Source organism: Aeromonas sp. 19NY04SH05-1 (genome assembly GCF_040581895.1).
Taxonomy (GTDB): domain Bacteria; phylum Pseudomonadota; class Gammaproteobacteria; order Enterobacterales; family Aeromonadaceae; genus Aeromonas; species Aeromonas enteropelogenes.
This window is the reverse complement of sequence record NZ_CP095328.1, coordinates 4,565,885-4,582,199: the sequence shown is the minus strand read 5'-3', so window position 1 is coordinate 4,582,199 and position 16,315 is coordinate 4,565,885. Positions and strand designations below refer to the sequence as shown.

Genomic DNA, 16,315 nt, shown 5'->3' with positions numbered 1-16,315 from the left:
CGATCCTTCAGCTCTTGCGGGGCGGACGACGGCGATTGTTGCTGTTGCCACTACCCTGGCGATCCCGCATGTTGCGGTTCACCGGCTGACGGTTGCGGAACACCCGCTTCGGCGGAGTCACGTCATCCAGCAGCGCCTCGCGATCATACTTGCTGACCGGGATGGGGTGATGGATGTACTCCTCGATGGCCGGCAGGTTGAAGGCATAGTCTTCACAGGCCAGGCTGATGGAGTGACCGCTCTTGCCGGCACGGCCGGTACGACCGATGCGGTGAACATAGTCCTCGCAGTCGTCGGGCAGGTCGTAGTTGAAGACGTGGGTCACGTCGGGGATGTGCAGACCACGGGCGGCCACGTCGGTGGCGACCAGAATGTCGAGGGAGCCCTTGGTGAACTCTTCCAGGATCTTCATCCGCTTCTTCTGCGGCACGTCACCGGTCAGCAGGCCGACACGGTGGCCGTCGTTTTCCAGCCAGGCGTGGACGTCTTCACAGACATGCTTGGTGTTGGCGAAGACGATGGCTTTCTCCGGCCACTCCTCTTCCATCAGGGAGAGCAGCAGCAACATCTTGTCTTCGTTGGAGGGGTAGAACAGCTCCTCCTTGATCCGCACGCCAGTCATCTGCTCCGGCTCGACCTGCACGTGCTCCGGATGGTTCATGTGCTCGTAGGCCAGCTCCTGCACGCGCAGGGAGAGGGTGGCGGAGAACAGCATGCTCAGACGCTCGGTGGCGGGCGGCATGCGGCGGAACAGGAAACGGATGTCCTTGATGAAGCCGAGATCGAACATGCGATCCGCTTCGTCCAGTACCACGACCTGAATGTTGCTCAGATCGATCACCTTGGACTTGAAGTAGTCGATGATGCGGCCTGTGGTGCCGATCAGGATGTCGACGCCCTGCTCCAGCACGGCCAGCTGCTTGTCGTATCCTTCGCCACCGTAGGCGAGGCCGAGTTTCAGGCCGGTGCTCGCAGCCATGCTGTCGGCATCGTTGTAAATCTGTACTGCCAGCTCCCGGGTGGGGGCCATGATGATGGCTCTGGGTTGGTTTACCAGGCGGGGCTTGGTCAGTGGATGAGTCAATAGATAGTTGAATGTCGCCGCCAGGAAGGCAATGGTCTTGCCGGTACCTGTCTGGGCCTGACCGGCGAGATCATGACCTTCTACCAGCAGTGGCAGAGACAGTGCCTGGATAGGCGTACAATAATGAAATCCCTTTGCTTCCAGACCAGCCAGAACTTCGGGTTCGAGGCCCATTTGGGCGAATTTGTCGGTCGTTAAGTGTGTTTTGCTCATGGCGGTAGGTTATCAGGTTAGGCTTGCAATAATAAACAGGATCATTTCAAATAGGGCAACTATTGCCTTTATTGACATGTCAATAAAGTCTTATTTACTGACTGGAGTTGGAGATGAGTGACAAGATTGTTCAGCTGAGCGATGCCAGCTTCGAGGCAGATGTAATCAAAGCCGATGGTGCCGTTCTGGTAGACTTCTGGGCCGAATGGTGTGGTCCGTGCAAAATGATTGCCCCGATCCTGGAAGAAGTTGCCCAAGAGTACGCCGGTCGCGTGACCGTTGCCAAACTGAACATCGACCATAATTCTGATACTCCGCCCAAGTACGGCATTCGTGGTATTCCGACCCTCTTGCTGTTCAAGAATGGCGAAGTGGCAGCGACCAAGGTCGGTGCACTGTCCAAAACTCAATTGAAAGAGTTCCTGGACGGCAACCTGTAATAATCCAAGAGGAGCGCATTGCAATAATGCGCTCCTTGTGTTTTATCACCTAGACGCTCACCCCGATTGGTGCTAATTTATCGCTCGTTTGCTAACCTTTTTGCCTGACTCTTTGCTCACACATCAGCCCGGCAAATCAAATCCGATCAGCATCAATCCAGCAGACTGTCTCCTCATTTCAATCCTTGCTTACAGACTTTCACCACTATGAATCTGACTGAATTAAAGAACACTCCTGTGTCTGAGCTGGTCAAGCTCGGCGAATCCATGGGGTTGGAAAATCTGGCTCGGGCGCACAAGAAAGACATTATTTTTGCCATCCTCAAGGCGCACGCCAAGGGTGGTGAAGATATCTTTGGCGACGGTGTGCTGGAAATCCTGACCGATGGTTTTGGCTTCCTGCGCAGTGCAGACGGCTCCTACCTGGCGGGCCCTGATGACATCTATGTCTCCCCGAGCCAGATCCGCCGCTTCAACCTGCGCACCGGCGATACCATCTCCGGCAAGATCCGGCCACCGAAAGAGGGCGAACGCTACTTCGCACTGCTCAAGGTCAACGAGGTCAACTACGACCGTCCGGAAAACTCCCGCAACAAGATCCTGTTTGAAAACCTCACTCCGCTGCACGCCAACGAGCGTCTGCGCATGGAGCGTGGCAACGGTTCGACTGAAGACATCACCGCTCGCGTGCTGGATCTGGCGTCCCCCATCGGTAAGGGCCAGCGTGGCCTCATCGTCGCACCGCCCAAGGCCGGTAAGACCATGCTGCTGCAGAACATCGCCCAGAGCATCGCCTACAACCACCCGGATTGTGAACTGATCGTCCTGCTGATCGACGAGCGTCCGGAAGAAGTGACCGAGATGCAGCGGATGGTGAAGGGTGAAGTGATCGCCTCCACCTTCGACGAGCCGGCCTCCCGTCACGTCCAGGTCGCCGAGATGGTGATCGAGAAGGCCAAGCGTCTGGTCGAGCACAAGAAGGACGTGGTGATCCTGCTGGACTCCATCACCCGTCTGGCCCGTGCTTACAACACCGTCATCCCGTCATCCGGCAAGGTGCTGACCGGTGGTGTGGATGCCAACGCCCTGCACCGTCCGAAGCGCTTCTTCGGTGCGGCCCGCAATGTCGAGGAGGGCGGCAGCCTGACCATCATCGCCACCGCGCTGATCGATACCGGCTCCAAAATGGATGAAGTCATCTACGAAGAGTTCAAGGGCACCGGCAACATGGAACTGCACCTCTCGCGCAAGATCGCCGAGAAGCGTGTTTACCCGGCCATCGACATCACCCGCTCCGGTACTCGCAAGGAAGAGCTGCTGACCACCGGCGACGAGCTGCAGAAGATGTGGATCCTGCGCAAGATCGTCCACCCGATGGGCGAGATTGACGGCATCGAGTTCCTCATTGACAAGCTGGCGATGACCAAGACCAACGACGAGTTCTTCGACGCCATGCGGCGCCAGCAGAAGTAATCCGGTCAAGAAATGACGAAACCGCGGCCCAGGTCGCGGTTTTTGTTTATGGATTGACCGCTCGTCTGAGTACTATGAAAGACCATTGAGGCGTTGAGCATGCATGGCCGGGCGCAGGAATGCCGGCCATATGCCAGAGACGGCACCCCTATTTTCGATGTCACAAGGATGGAGACGTCATGACAATCCGCATCATCTTGTTGCTCGCAGCCCTGGCCGGCGCACCGCCCCAGCTGACCGCTGCCACGGCTCCTGTGCTGGTGGCCGACGAAGGGGTGGCCGAGCATCTCACCTATCTCACGGATCGCTTGCAACAGGAGCAGTATGCAGCCATCGATGCGCTGCTGGACTCGTTGGCCCTCGGTCAACGGGAGTACCTGCTGAGTAAGCTGCTGGCGACCCTCGAGCAACAACCGGCTCCCGCCAGTGCGGACCAGTTGGTCTGGGTGCGAGCCCAGTCGGCCAGAGTGCCCGGCTGGTTGGTCGAAAAGGAGAAGAACGGTTTTCTGGTGCAGCAGCCTGCCTATGATTTTGCCGCCCAGGCGCGCCTGTTGTTGTCGCGCTGGCAGCAGCAGGCCTGGCAGGAAGAGTATCGCCAGCAACTGGCCCTCGGCCGCTTCCAGTTCAAATCCATCTATTACCGGGCCAACCCCGAATTGGCCCAGCAGCAACAGGCGCTGCTGCAGGCCTTCGAGCAACTGCCGTTGCCAGTCTGGCTGCGAGAGGCGCGTCAGCTGGCCTCCCAGAACATCTACCTGCCCGACAACCGTCTGTTGTTGCAGCTATTGCAGCGCACCGGTGAGCCCGGGCTCTATGCCAGATTGTGGCGCCAGCCGGTGGATCAGGATGCCCTGGCTGCGCTGCCCACCATCAACCGTTTCCATCAGGGCGTGGTGGCGAGCAGGCTGCTGATCGAGGCCAGCGCCAACCCTCAGCTGAAAGGAGCCGCCCTGCATCAGCTGGGTACCCTCTCCCCCTTGCCGGAGCAGGCGAGGAGCTATCTGCTGGCCGAACTCACCAATCGCCAGTATGGCGCTCAGGTGGTTGCCCTATTGCTGGAGGTGGACGAGCCCCTGATGCTCTCGGCGTTGGCGAAACACCTGGGGCGCCGTGATATGCCCCCCATTGCACCTAGCCTGTTGCCCGATTCGGGTACACCCGGTGTGACACCAGGGTTATAATGCAGCACACCCTGAATCCGGTTGGGAACCCGCATGAAATACAAGGACTTGCGTGATTTTATCGCGCAGCTGGAACAAAACGGACAACTCAGGCGCATCACGCGCGAGATAGATCCCTATCTGGAGATGACCGAAATCAGCGATCGCACCCTGCGTGCGGGGGGCCCGGCCCTGCTGTTCGAAAACCCCAAAGGCCACACCATGCCGGTGCTGACCAACCTGTTCGGTACGCCGGATCGGGTCGCCATGGGCATGGGACAACCGGATGTGAGCGCCCTGCGTCAGGTCGGGGTGTGGCTCTCCTACCTGAAGGAGCCCGAGCCGCCCCGCGGCCTCAAGGAGCTGATGGAGAAGCTGCCGATCTTCAAGCAGGTGCTCAACATGCCGACCAAGCGTCTCTCGTCCGCCCCCTGCCAGCAGGTGGTGCTGGAGGGGGATGCGGTCGACCTGGACCAGATCCCGATCCAGCACTGCTGGCCGGGGGACGTGGCACCCCTGGTGACCTGGGGTCTGACCATCACTCGCGGCCCCTACAAGAAGCGCCAGAACCTCGGCATCTACCGCCAGCAGAAGATCGGCAAGAACAAGCTGATCATGCGCTGGCTCGACCATCGCGGCGGTGCCATCGATTTTCGCGAGTGGCAGGAGGCCCACCCGGGCGAGCGTTTCCCGGTGGTGGTGGCCCTCGGTGCCGATCCGGCGACCATACTCGGCGCCGTGACGCCGGTGCCGGATACCCTCTCCGAATACGCCTTCGCGGGGCTGCTGCGGGGCAGCCGTACCGAGGTGGTCAAGGCCATCAGCTGCGATCTGGAGGTGCCCGCCAGTGCCGAGATCGTGCTGGAGGGTTATCTGGAGCCAGGCGAGATGGCACCGGAAGGGCCGTACGGGGATCACACCGGTTACTACAACGAGGTGGACGAGTTCCCCGTGTTCACCATCACCCACATCACCAAGCGCCGTGATGCCATCTATCACAGCACCTACACCGGCCGCCCGCCCGATGAACCGGCGGTGCTGGGTCTGGCGCTCAACGAGGTGTTCGTGCCGCTGTTGCAAAAGCAGTTCCCCGAAATCGTCGACTTCTACCTGCCGCCGGAGGGCTGTTCCTACCGGATGGCGGTGGTGACGATCAAGAAGCGCTACCCGGGCCACGCCAAGCGGGTGATGCTGGGGGTCTGGTCTTTCCTGCGCCAGTTTATGTATACCAAGTTCGTGGTGGTGTGCGACGACGATGTCAACGCCCGCGACTGGAAAGACGTGATCTGGGCCATCACCACCCGGATGGACCCGGCCCGCGACACCACCCTGATCGAGCACACGCCGATCGACTACCTGGACTTCGCCTCCCCGGTCTCCGGGCTCGGCTCCAAGATGGGGCTCGACGCCACCAACAAGTGGCCTGGCGAGACCAACCGTGAGTGGGGTCAGCCCATCGTCCAGGACGAGGCGGTGAAACAGAAGATCGATGCCATCTGGGATGAGCTGAATATCCTTTGAGAAGAGTGAGCGGTGGCCTGACCGGCCACCGCGCCGCAAAAGAGAGATGCCATTTCGCCTGAATTGGGTATTCTCGACGGGCAAGACCAGGTCGCTGGTCACCCGTTCACAGTGAATCAATGAGCGAAAACGGGCCGAGCGAGCCCGTTACAAGGACAAGAATGCAACGTATCAAGTGCCGCGTAGAGGAACTGCGCGAATATGTCGACACCATCTGGCACGTGGCCCTGACGCCGCTGCAAGAGGTCAGTTTCAAGCCGGGCCAGTATCTGCTGGTGGTGATGAGCGATTCGGACAAGCGTCCCTTCTCCATCGCCAACTCGCCAACCCGTTCCGGCGTGCTGGAGCTGCAGATCGGTGCCACCCCCGAGAACGCCTACGCCGGCCAGGTGCTGGCTCGCATGCGCGAGCAGGGCGAGATCGAGGTTGAACTGCCGGCTGGCAAGGCCTTCCTGCGCGACGAATCCCCCCGCCCGCTGATCCTGATGGCTGGCGGCACCGGTTTCTCCTACGCCAAATCCATTCTGGAATACCTGATCGCGACCGGCAGCAAGCGTCCTGTGTTCTTCTACTGGGGCGTGCGTCAGGCACACTGGCTCTACGAGCAGGAGCAGATGCAGCAGTGGGAGCGCGACTATGCGCCGCTCACCTACATCCCCGTGGTGCAGGAGCCGGCAAGCGACTGGACCGGCAAGACCGGGCTGGTGCACAAGGCCATCATGGATGACTTCGTCAGCCTGCACGACTACGACATCTATGTGGCGGGTCGCTTCGAGATGGCGGGGGCCGCGCGAGAGGAGTTCAAGATCCTCGGCGCCGAGCCGGAGCGCATCTTCGGCGATGCCTACGAGTTCATCTGATATCGGGGGCCTTCCCCGTTAGTTCACTGCCGCCACTCATGAACTACGGCGTGGCCTTACTCAAGCCTCGATAAAAAAACACCCCGCTTTTGGCGGGGTGTTTTGTTGCTGGGGGCCGCAGTGGGCCCCTTGGTGATGGACGCGATCAGTGTCCGCCGTTGGCCTTGGGCGGAATGGTCTCGTCGAATACCGGCAGCGGCTTGTGGGTGGAAGCCAGGAAGGTGTAGATCACCGGCAGCACGAACAGGGTGAACAGGGTACCGATGGCCAGCCCCGCCACGATCACGATGCCGATGCTGAAGCGCTGGGCCGCCCCTGCGCCGGTGGCGTAGAGCAGCGGGATCAAGCCCGCAATCATGGCGGCCGTAGTCATCAGGATCGGACGCAGACGTACTTTGGCGGCCTGCATGACGGCCTCCATCCGGTTCACGCCGCGCAGCAGCTGCTGCTCCTTCGCCACTTCGCAGATCAGGATGCCGTGCTTGGTAATCAGACCCACGAGCGTGATGAGGCCCACCTGGGAGTAGATGTTCATGGTGGCCAGTCCCCATGCCAGGGCGATTAGGGCGCCGCTGATGGCGAGCGGCACCGACACCATGATCACCAGCGGGTCGCGGACCGATTCGAACTGGATCGCCAGCACCAGGAAGATGATGGCCAGGGCCAGGGCGAAGGTGGCATAGAGCGCGTTACCCTCGGTCACGAACTGGCGGGCTTCCCCCATGAAGTCGTAGCGGTAGCCCTGGGGCAGCTTCTCTTCGGCGGTGGCCTTGAACCAGTTGATCGCATCCCCCATGGCGACGCCCGGAGCGGGTACGGCACCAATGGTGGCCGAGTTCAGCTGGTTGAAGTGGGGCAGGGCGCGGGGCTCGCCGACCACTTCGATGCTGATGAGGCTGCCGAGCGGGATCGACTTGCCATCGGCGGCGCGCACGTAATACCCCTTGATGGACTCGGGGTTGAGACGATATTTGCGCTCGACCTGCGGGATCACCTCATAGGAGCGGCCATCCAGGTCGATCCGGTTGACGTAGCCATCCGCCATCATGGTGCCCATGGTGATGCCGATGTCCTGCATGGTAATGCCGTAAGCGCCGGCCTTGTCCTTGTCGATGCGGATCTTCATGGTGGCGGAGTCGTAGTTCAGATCGAGATCCGAATAGACGAACTGGCCGTTGGCCTGGGTCGCCGCCAGCATCTCGCCGGCGATCAGGAACAAGCTCTCGAAGCTGTTCGGCGTGGTGATGACGAACTGGATCGGCAGGCCGCTGGAGGCACCCGGCAGTTCCGGGAACTGGAAGGTGGTGATGGCCATGCCGGGGATGTCCTTCACCAGGCCGGCGACCCGGTCCAGCACCTCTTTCTGGCTTGCTTCACGCTGGCTCCAGGGCACCATGGAGGCGATACCGAACGCCTGATTGGAGTTGAACACCCCGGAGAAGACCTGGGAGAAGGCGATCTCCGGCTGGTCGTCCAGGATCTTGTTCACGTCCGCCATGGTGTTTTCGATGTAGTCCAGGTTGGCGTTGGAAGGCGCCGTGCCCAGCACCGCCATGACCCCCTTGTCCTCCGATGGGGCCAGCTCGCTCGGGATGAACTTGAACAGCAGAGGCAGGCTGGCGAACACGATGACGGCGAATACCACCACCACGAGACGCTTTTGCATCACGGCGTGCAGCATGCTGTCGTAACGGTCGGTCATGCGGTCGAGCAGGTGGTGCACCTTGCTCTCGAACTTGCCCGGCTGCTCGTTGGCCTTGAGCATCTTGGCACACATCATGGGTGACAGGGTCAGGGCTATGATGCCCGAGACGAACACGGCGCCCGCCAGGGTCAGGGCAAACTCCTTGAACAGGGAGCCGGTAATGCCCCCCATCAGGGCGATCGGCGCATACACGGCCGCCAGGGTGACCGTCATGGCGATGACGGGCACGGCGATCTCGCGGGTACCTATGATGGCGGCACGGAACGGCTCCTCACCCTCCTTGATGTGGCGATCCACGTTCTCCAGCACCACGATGGCATCGTCCACCACCAGGCCGATGGCCAGCACCATGGCCAGCAGGGTCATCAGGTTGATGGAGAAACCGAACATGTCCATCACCATCACCACGCCGATGAGACTCAGGGGGATGGTGATGATGGGGATGATGACCGCCCGGAACGAACCGAGGAACAGGGTGATCACCACCAGTACGATGGCGGCCGCCTCGAGGATGGTCTTGATCACCTCGCTGATGGATTCGTTGATGGCGATGGTGGAGTCATACAGCACGTCGGCCTGCAGGGTGCTCGGCATGTTGCGCTTCAGGCTCGGCAGCAGCTCCAGCACATCGTGGGCGATGTTGATGGGGTTGGCTGTCGGGGCGGCGTTGACCGCCATGACCACAGCCTCGCGGCCGTTGGCGCTGGCGCGGTAGATGTCGTGGCTCTTCTCCAGGGTCACCTTGGCGATGTCGGAGAGGCGGATCACCTTGCTGTCGCGAGTCGCAACCACCAGCCGCTTGAGCTCGTCCGTGTCGCTCACCTGGGTCTCGGCATTGCCGTTGAACAGGGTGAAGTAGCCGGTGGCCTGGCCGGTGGCGGACTGATAGTTGTTGCTGTTGAGTACCGTCATCACGTCGCTGGCGGTCAGGTTGAAGGCCGCCATCTTGGCCGGATCCAGCCACACCCGCAGGGCAAACTCGACGCCGCCATACAGATCCACCTTGGAGACGCCTCCCACGGTAAACAGCTGCGGCTTGATAACCCGCTCCAGATAGTCGGTGATCTGGCTGGAGTTGAGCTCCGGGCTGGTGAAGCCGAGGTAGAGCACTGCCGTGGTGGAGCCGGTGGAGGAGGTGACCGAGGGGTCTTCCGCCTCTTTCGGTAACTGGGATCGCACCGAGTTGACCTTGGCCAGGATGTCGGACAGCGCGGCGTTGGGGTCGGTGTTGAGCTTCATGTAGGCGGTGATGGTGGAGCTGCCCAGCTGGCTGGAGGAGGTCATGAAGTCGATGTTGTCGGCTTGCGCGACCGCCTGTTCGAGCGGCTGGGTGATGAACCCCTGGATCAGGTCGGCACCGGCGCCATAGTAGCTGGTGCTGACGGTGATCACCGTATTGGTCACCTCGGGGTATTCTCGTACCTGCATCTTGAAGATGGCCTGAAAGCCCAGCAGGGCGATCAGAAAGCTGAGCGAGATCGCCAGCACAGGCCGTTTGATGAAAATGTCAGTAAATCGCATCGCTGATCTCCGCGCTTACAGCATCGGGGTTTGTGCGGGGACGGCCAGGGCATCGTTTTGGACCACGCGCACCCTGGTGTCGTTGCTCAGGCGTACCTGGCCGGAGAGCACTATCTCGTCGCCAGCCTGGATGCCGGAGAGCACGTGCACGTCGTTGCCGCGACGCTCGCCCGCCTTGACCACTACCTGCTTGGCTCGTTTGACCTTCACCTTGTTGCCATCCTTGTCGGTCTCCTCGCTCTCCTTGATCACGTAGATGTTCTGACCGTAGAGGGTGAAGGAGATGGCGGTCTGCGGGATCACGATCTGATCTTTCACCGTGGGCAGAATGATGCTGGCGCGGGCAAACATGCCGGAGCGCAGCTGACCATCGTTGTTCGGGATGTCCGCCTGGACCTGGATCAGGCCGCTCTGGAAGTTGACGGCGGGCTCGATGGCGGAGATATGGCCATCAAACCGGGTCTGGGGGTAGGCATCCACCTTGATTTCGATGGGCTGGCCCAGGGTGATCTTGGAGATGTCAGTCTGGGGCACGGTGAAGCGCAGGCGCATCACGCTGGTATCTTCCAGCCGCACGATATCTGTGCCCGGTTGCAGATACTGGCCGAGGAAGACGTTGCGCAGGCCGACCATGCCGCTGAAGGGGGCACGCACCTCGCGCCGGGCTATGGTGGCCTTCAGGCTCTCGATGTCGGCCTCCAGCGAGCGATAGGCTGCTTCAGCCTCATCCAGCTGCTCCTTGGAGATGGAGCTGGTCTTGTAGAGGTTCTGGAAACGATCGAACTTGGCCTTCGCAGCCGGCAGCTTGGCCTGGGAGGCGCGCAGATTGGCTTTTTCCACACTGGAGTCCAGGCTCAGCAGCAGCTGGTCTGCCTTGACCGGCTTGCCCGATTCGAAGCTGATGGCATCTATGGTGCCCGCCAGCTCGGTGGAGAGAGTGACCCCCTGATTGGGCTCGATGAAGCCGATGGCTTCGATAGTGGGCACCCAGTCCTGTGCCTTGGTGACCATGGAAGTCACCGGGAACTCGGGCTCCGGCCGGTTGGCCAGATAGTCGGCAATCATCTTCTGCTTGAACACATTGAAGCCGATCACGCTGCCAAACAGGGCAATTGCGATCAGCAACATAATGGCCATCCATTTTTTCATGAACAGGCTCCTGAGGTGGAAATGTGGGGGGATAAAATGGCATTCCAGCTGGCACGAATGGCAGTCTCCAACTGCGCCTCGGTCAGCGTAAAGTGGTGAACCCTGCATTGCAGGGCCAGATGCATGACACAATCCAGGCTCAACACCTGCAGTGCCCGTATGGGTAAATCCACAAACAGCTTCTGCTCAACGCCCCGGGCAAAAAAGCTGTCCAGTGGCCCCCATGCAGCCAGCATGACCGGCTCGGTTTCCAGCGCGGCTCCCAAAGGAGAGCTTTCATACTGCAATTTGCATTTGATGGCGTTGGGGTCGTTGACAAAGATGGCGTGGATATTTCGCCATATCTTTTGAAACTGCTCAAATGAAACCTTTTCAACATCCACATCGGCCATCACCATGGGGACGCACTGCAATATGGTGTGCTGATACAGTTGCCGGATCAGGTCATCCTTGTCGCTGAAGTAGCGGTAGATGGTGCCGGTCGCCACATTGGCTTTTTTGGCTACCTCGGCGATCGACAGGCCGTGAAAACCCCGTTCACCCAGCACTTCATGGGCTGCGTTGAAGATGCTCTCTTTTTTGTCCTGGTTTTTATCCTGACTCATCGGCATCACCTTGTGAATGAACGTTCATTCATTCTAGATGGGCCTTAAACCAAGTCAAGGCAGCAAACCGATTCGTATTGGCTACACGGGGGTTGAAGCCGAAAAATATCCCTGCCCGGTGGAATATCTCGTCACAGACGCTAAAAAAGCGCTCAATGTGTTTGAAAAAACAACGGTTGATTCAGCAAAAGAAAAAAAGTGTAGACAAGCATGCCCCCCATCATTAATATCGTGCCCCGTTCGACAGCGTAGCGCCCGTAGCTCAGCTGGATAGAGCGCTGCCCTCCGGAGGCAGAGGTCACAGGTTCGAATCCTGTCGGGCGCACCATCAAAAGTGCGCCGGTTAAACGGGCGGTGTTGTGGAACGAAAACAGCTGTGGTGGCTGTAGCTCAGTTGGTAGAGTCCCGGATTGTGATTCCGGTTGTCGTGGGTTCGAGCCCCATCAGCCACCCCATTTTACAGCTTGTCAGGTACGCGAAGGTGGCGGAATTGGTAGACGCGCTAGCTTCAGGTGTTAGTGCCCCCCGGGTGTGAGGGTTCGAGTCCCTCTCTTCGCACCATACTTGCTGTATAACGAGGATGACCTTTTGGTCGTCTTTGTTTTTTGAAAAACACTATTTTTAAAATAGTCTCGGTGATTAGCGCAGCCCGGTAGCGCATCTGGTTTGGGACCAGAGGGTCAAAGGTTCGAATCCTTTATCACCGACCAATTTCTGAAAAACCTCGCTTCGGCGAGGTTTTTTGCTTTCCGGCATAGCCATTTCCTGCCGTGTCCTCGTCACGTCTGTTTACATTTTTGCTGGTTCCTCCCAATCCGGCTTCGCGTATGCTGGGCGCAGATCCGCAGCAAGCGGGCATCATGGATCACATTTCAGGCAGATATCTCATATGCACCCTAATTCCGTTCGCGTCAGTATGCTGGCGCTGGTTGTCGTGGTGATCAGCGGCTGTTCGTACAAGCCCACGCCAGACGAGCTCCTGATGGGCTCTGCACCTATGCAGCGCACCGATATCACATCCGCTTTGGTGACCAGCGCAGGCTTCTGCGTGACCCTGAGTGGCCAGCAGCTGCTTACCCAACCCTGTGACGAGAGCGCCAATCAGCAGTTCAGCTGGGATGCAGGTGCGCTGGAGTTGGCCCGGGGCTGTCTGGTCGCCAGCGGCCGGAGCGAACTGGCCGTGGCCGAGTGCCAGGAGACGAGCTATCAGTGGCAGTGGCAGGGGGATCGCCTGTTCAACCGGCAGGCCGCGCTCTGTCTGGATGTGGCGGGACGTCGCCACAAGCCGGGTACCCCGCTTCGCTTGGCGGAGTGCTTTGGCGGGGCCAACCAGAGTTTCGAGTGGCAGCGTGAAGAGAGTCTGCTGGAGCAGCTGGAGTTGAAAAGCCTCATCCGTTGAGGCTTTTCGTCCATTCGGGGTGACTTGAACTCAGTGTGAGTGGCTGACAGCGACCGTGGCGGGGGCCGCCGGTACGGGTTGATGGGCGACGCCGCTCAGGGAGACCAGACGGCAGACATCCTCATGGCCTGCCCCTTCAAGGGAGTCGAGGCGGCTAATCAGCAGGGAGTGGATGCCATCCAGCTGATCGGCCTGTTGCAGGGCCGCGATCAGGTGCTCGTGATGGGGCTGGGGAGCATTTTCCTGAAAGAAAATCGGTGTGACCCCGCGCAGTATGGTCATCTGGTTGAGCAGCTGCGGATTGTCCGACAGCGCCCAGATCGGGTTGTGAAGACCCCCGCGCGAGATAGCGATCACCGCCTCTCCCTGATTGGTCAGCACGGCGATGCCGCAGGAGCGATCCTGACTGAAGGCGGAGGTCATGGCCGCCAGCGCCATGCAGCGGCCCGAGTGGTCGGCCTGGCTGCTCTCCCGGCGCCAGCGTGGCTGTATGGGTTCCATCTCCTGCTCGGCACCCAGCGCGATGCGCGCCATGGCCTCGACCGCCTCGACCGGGTAGAGTCCCGCCGCCGATTCGGCCGACAGCATCACGGCATCGGTACCATCCATGACCGCATTGGCCACGTCCAGCACCTCGGCGCGGGTCGGCATGGGGTTGCCGATCATGGACTCCATCATCTGGGTAGCGGTGATGACGGGGCGACCCAGGGCGCGGCAGCGCTTGATCAGCTTCTTCTGTACCCCTGGCAGGCGGGCATCTCCTATCTCCACCCCCAGATCGCCACGGGCGACCATGATGATGTCGGAAGCCTGGATGATCTCGTCCATGGCTTCGACGGATGCCACTACCTCGGCCCGTTCCACCTTGGCGACGATGGCCGCCTTGCTGCCGGTGGCGCGAATGAGGGTTCTTGCCTCTTCGAGGTCAGCGGCGCTGCGGGGGAAGGAGACGGCCACGAAGTCCGCTTCCAGCTGGCGCGCGGTAAGGATATCTTCCTTGTCCTTGGTGGTCAGGGCCGGGGCGCTCAGGCCACCACCCAGTACGTTGATGCCCTTGCGGTTGGAGAGGATGCCGCCTACCAGCACGCGGGTCACGACCTGTTCCCCTTCCACCCGTTCGACATGCAGCTGGATGCGGCCATCGTCCAGCAGCAGGGTGTTGCCTGCCTGCACTTCATGGACCAGCGCCGGGTAGTCGGTACCGACCCGATATTGGTCGCCCTGATGGCTGCCGAGGCCGGCATCGATCACGAAGGAATCACCGATCTGCAGCCGGATGCTGTCATCGGCAAAGCAGGCGATGCGGATCTTGGGGCCTTGCAGGTCGGCCAGAATGCCGACATGGGTGTTGAGGCGGGCGGCGGTGGCGCGGATCCGCGTGGCCAGCGCCAGGTGCTGCTCTGCGGTGCCGTGGGAAAAGTTCAGCCGAAAGACGTTGGCTCCCGCCAGTATCAGCTTCTCCACCATGGCTTCCGATGAGCTGGCGGGGCCCAGAGTGGCAACAATTTTGGTCTTGCGCATGGGTTACTCCTGTTGCGACGACGTGAAAAAGGGTGGTCACCGGACCACCCTTTTTATGGGCAAATATCAGTAGTTGACGACTTTCTTGGCGTTCCACACCGTCATGGCGAGCAGCATGGAGACCACGGAGGCACCCAGCCAGAAGTATTGGGCGTTGCTGAAGTCGTAGCGGGTCACGCCGTCGATCACGTCGGTCTTGATCAGCGCGGAGGAGACCAGTTCCTGAATGGAGGCGGCGATGTAGGAGCACAGGCCGATGAAGCCTTTCACCGCACCGACAGCAGTCTTGGGCATCAGGTCACAGGCGGTCAGACCGGCCAGGAACACCACCAGACCACCGATGGCATAACCGATCAGGGCGAGGGCGACGGCATCCATCATGCGGCTCTGCGGGCCCCAGAACATCAGGCACATACCGGCGATGTTGGCCAATCCGTACAGCAGGGTAGGGATGTGGCGGTTGGCGTTGAACACCTTGTCGGAGATGATCCCGGCCAGGATGGCACCGAGGAAACCGGCGATGGGGTAGGCCGACATGGCGAAGCCGGCATCGATCAGGCTGTAGCCCTTCTGCTCCTGCAGATAGAGCACGGCCCAGGAGCTCATGGCGTAGCGGGACATGTACATGCAGGCACAGGCGGCGGCGATGAGCCACACGGTGGGCTGCTTGAGCACGAACAGCTGGGCACGGCGAATTTCGGCCGGCTCCACTTTCTTGGAGATCTCCGGCTCTTCACCAAAGGCAACTGCAGGTTCCGGCAGGCCGTAGGTCTGCGGACGATCCTTCAGCACCAGGTACATGCACAGGGCGGCAATCAGGGAGGCGATACCGGCGCCGATGAAGCCGGCTTTCCAGCCGAAGTAGCTGACGATGGTGGCGGTCAGGATCCAGGAGATGCCTTCACCGATGTTGCGCGAGCCGCCCCAGACCGAGTAGACAGAGCCCCGCTGCTTGGGCGAGAACCACTGGAAGATGGAGACGCAGGACGGCGCTGAGCCGACGGACTGGAACCAGCCGTTCAGACCCCACATCAGCACCAGGAAGAAGGTGGCGGTGTTCATGCCCATCAGGATGGTACAGATGGACGACAGGCCCAGGGCCACCGACATGAAGCGGCCGATGTTGGCGTAGTCGGACAGGAAGCCGTTAGAGAACTTGCCGACGGCGTAGGTGAACAGGAAGGCAGAACCGATGACGCCCAGCTCTTCCAGGGTGACCACGCCGGAGTCCAGCATGGGCTTCTTGACTACGTTAAGGCTCATACGAACCACGTAGAACATGGCGTAACCGAGTACCAGGCCCAGGAAGACCTGCCATTGGTACTTGCGGTAAATCGAGCGAATTTTATCTGGCGAGGCATCCATGACCGGTAGGTCTGCTCGCGTCTTGAAGAAGTTGAACATGGTGTTCTCCGTTTCTATTTTGGCAGCATGGTTTCAGAGGAAGCTCTGATCACGGATGCCATGATATGAAGGGAGAAATTAAGGCGGCAAAAAGTCGGAAATGAGTCACTTATGACTCGAGCGAGGGAAAACCATGAGTCAGAAATGGCATATTCTGACTGTCCTATTGATAAGCGATGAATAACAATAGTCATATCACCAGAGAGATATGAGTCAGAATTGGCTCATCCCCTCTCTAATAAAAATAATGTGAACTACCA

The 16,315-nt window shown here is 60.0% G+C and carries 12 protein-coding genes and 4 tRNA genes; 10 read left to right on the top strand and 6 right to left on the bottom strand.

What is annotated here, in order from left to right; all coding sequences use genetic code 11:
- Nucleotides 1-7: 7 nt before the first annotated feature.
- Nucleotides 8-1,297 carry an ATP-dependent RNA helicase RhlB gene (rhlB, locus tag MRK42_RS21215; RefSeq protein ID WP_026455766.1) on the bottom strand — a complete coding sequence of 430 codons (1,290 nt, stop codon included), beginning with the start codon at nucleotides 1,295-1,297 and terminating at the stop codon, nucleotides 8-10.
- A gap of 113 nt (nucleotides 1,298-1,410) precedes the next feature.
- Here rhlB and trxA point away from each other — a divergent pair, with 113 nt between their 5' ends.
- The 5 genes from trxA (at nucleotide 1,411) to fre (ending at nucleotide 6,751) form a co-directional block, all read left to right on the top strand.
- Entirely contained in the window at nucleotides 1,411-1,737 is a 327-nt protein-coding gene (trxA, locus tag MRK42_RS21210) for a thioredoxin TrxA (RefSeq protein ID WP_026455765.1), read from the top strand.
- A gap of 207 nt (nucleotides 1,738-1,944) precedes the next feature.
- On the top strand, nucleotides 1,945-3,210 hold the full coding sequence (gene rho, locus MRK42_RS21205; protein WP_005342418.1) for a transcription termination factor Rho: 1,266 nt from the start codon (nucleotides 1,945-1,947) through the stop codon (nucleotides 3,208-3,210).
- Nucleotides 3,211-3,389: 179 nt separating this feature from the next.
- Entirely contained in the window at nucleotides 3,390-4,391 is a 1,002-nt protein-coding gene (locus tag MRK42_RS21200; protein ID WP_225633736.1) for a hypothetical protein, read from the top strand.
- A 33-nt stretch (nucleotides 4,392-4,424) separates the two neighbouring features.
- The gene (gene ubiD, locus MRK42_RS21195) at nucleotides 4,425-5,891 is read left to right on the top strand and encodes a 4-hydroxy-3-polyprenylbenzoate decarboxylase (RefSeq protein WP_026455763.1); all 1,467 of its coding nucleotides are present in this window, start codon (nucleotides 4,425-4,427) and stop codon (nucleotides 5,889-5,891) included.
- Between the two features lie 161 nt (nucleotides 5,892-6,052).
- On the top strand, nucleotides 6,053-6,751 hold the full coding sequence (gene fre, locus MRK42_RS21190; protein WP_354688668.1) for an NAD(P)H-flavin reductase: 699 nt from the start codon (nucleotides 6,053-6,055) through the stop codon (nucleotides 6,749-6,751).
- 145 nt (nucleotides 6,752-6,896) lie between these two features.
- Here the strand turns inward: fre and MRK42_RS21185 are convergent, their stop codons facing one another.
- From MRK42_RS21185 to MRK42_RS21175, 3 genes are read right to left on the bottom strand one after another with little or no spacing between them, the layout of a single operon-like run.
- Nucleotides 6,897-9,977 carry a multidrug efflux RND transporter permease subunit gene (locus MRK42_RS21185; protein ID WP_042026819.1) on the bottom strand — a complete coding sequence of 1,027 codons (3,081 nt, stop codon included), beginning with the start codon at nucleotides 9,975-9,977 and terminating at the stop codon, nucleotides 6,897-6,899.
- 15 nt (nucleotides 9,978-9,992) lie between these two features.
- On the bottom strand, nucleotides 9,993-11,126 hold the full coding sequence (locus tag MRK42_RS21180; protein WP_042026818.1) for an efflux RND transporter periplasmic adaptor subunit: 1,134 nt from the start codon (nucleotides 11,124-11,126) through the stop codon (nucleotides 9,993-9,995).
- Nucleotides 11,123-11,731, bottom strand: a complete 609-nt coding sequence (locus MRK42_RS21175) for a TetR/AcrR family transcriptional regulator (protein WP_354688667.1) — start codon at nucleotides 11,729-11,731, stop codon at nucleotides 11,123-11,125. The genes MRK42_RS21180 and MRK42_RS21175 overlap by 4 nt, the downstream gene beginning before the upstream one ends.
- 251 nt (nucleotides 11,732-11,982) lie before the next feature.
- Between MRK42_RS21175 and MRK42_RS21170 the strand changes: the two genes are divergently transcribed.
- The 5 genes from MRK42_RS21170 (at nucleotide 11,983) to MRK42_RS21150 (ending at nucleotide 13,130) form a co-directional block, all read left to right on the top strand.
- Nucleotides 11,983-12,059, top strand: a tRNA-Arg gene (locus MRK42_RS21170).
- Nucleotides 12,060-12,110: 51 nt separating this feature from the next.
- Nucleotides 12,111-12,186: transfer RNA gene (locus MRK42_RS21165), tRNA-His, on the top strand.
- A gap of 20 nt (nucleotides 12,187-12,206) precedes the next feature.
- Nucleotides 12,207-12,292: transfer RNA gene (locus MRK42_RS21160), tRNA-Leu, on the top strand.
- 72 nt (nucleotides 12,293-12,364) lie between these two features.
- Nucleotides 12,365-12,441: transfer RNA gene (locus MRK42_RS21155), tRNA-Pro, on the top strand.
- 179 nt (nucleotides 12,442-12,620) lie between these two features.
- Nucleotides 12,621-13,130: a ricin-type beta-trefoil lectin domain protein gene (locus MRK42_RS21150; protein ID WP_354688666.1), complete on the top strand. Its 510-nt coding sequence runs from the start codon at nucleotides 12,621-12,623 to the stop codon at nucleotides 13,128-13,130.
- 30 nt (nucleotides 13,131-13,160) lie between these two features.
- Here the strand turns inward: MRK42_RS21150 and pyk are convergent, their stop codons facing one another.
- Nucleotides 13,161-14,651, bottom strand: coding sequence for a pyruvate kinase (pyk, locus tag MRK42_RS21145; protein ID WP_354688665.1), 1,491 nt, complete (start codon nucleotides 14,649-14,651; stop codon nucleotides 13,161-13,163).
- 66 nt (nucleotides 14,652-14,717) lie between these two features.
- Entirely contained in the window at nucleotides 14,718-16,055 is a 1,338-nt protein-coding gene (locus tag MRK42_RS21140) for an MFS transporter (RefSeq protein ID WP_026455756.1), read from the bottom strand.
- Nucleotides 16,056-16,315: the final 260 nt, after the last annotated feature.

Excerpts from the sequence above, each read along its gene's own strand:
- MRK42_RS21180 (WP_042026818.1), bottom strand. The coding sequence starts at position 11,126 with ATGAAAAAATGGATGGCCATTATGTTGCTGATCGCAATTGCCCTGTTT.
- trxA (WP_026455765.1), top strand. The coding sequence starts at position 1,411 with ATGAGTGACAAGATTGTTCAGCTGAGCGATGCCAGCTTCGAGGCAGAT.
- rho (WP_005342418.1), top strand. The coding sequence starts at position 1,945 with ATGAATCTGACTGAATTAAAGAACACTCCTGTGTCTGAGCTGGTCAAG.
- MRK42_RS21140 (WP_026455756.1), bottom strand. The coding sequence starts at position 16,055 with ATGTTCAACTTCTTCAAGACGCGAGCAGACCTACCGGTCATGGATGCC.
- fre (WP_354688668.1), top strand. The coding sequence starts at position 6,053 with ATGCAACGTATCAAGTGCCGCGTAGAGGAACTGCGCGAATATGTCGAC.
- rhlB (WP_026455766.1), bottom strand. The coding sequence starts at position 1,297 with ATGAGCAAAACACACTTAACGACCGACAAATTCGCCCAAATGGGCCTC.
- ubiD (WP_026455763.1), top strand. The coding sequence starts at position 4,425 with ATGAAATACAAGGACTTGCGTGATTTTATCGCGCAGCTGGAACAAAAC.
- MRK42_RS21185 (WP_042026819.1), bottom strand. The coding sequence starts at position 9,977 with ATGCGATTTACTGACATTTTCATCAAACGGCCTGTGCTGGCGATCTCG.
- MRK42_RS21150 (WP_354688666.1), top strand. The coding sequence starts at position 12,621 with ATGCACCCTAATTCCGTTCGCGTCAGTATGCTGGCGCTGGTTGTCGTG.
- MRK42_RS21175 (WP_354688667.1), bottom strand. The coding sequence starts at position 11,731 with ATGAGTCAGGATAAAAACCAGGACAAAAAAGAGAGCATCTTCAACGCA.
- MRK42_RS21200 (WP_225633736.1), top strand. The coding sequence starts at position 3,390 with ATGACAATCCGCATCATCTTGTTGCTCGCAGCCCTGGCCGGCGCACCG.
- pyk (WP_354688665.1), bottom strand. The coding sequence starts at position 14,651 with ATGCGCAAGACCAAAATTGTTGCCACTCTGGGCCCCGCCAGCTCATCG.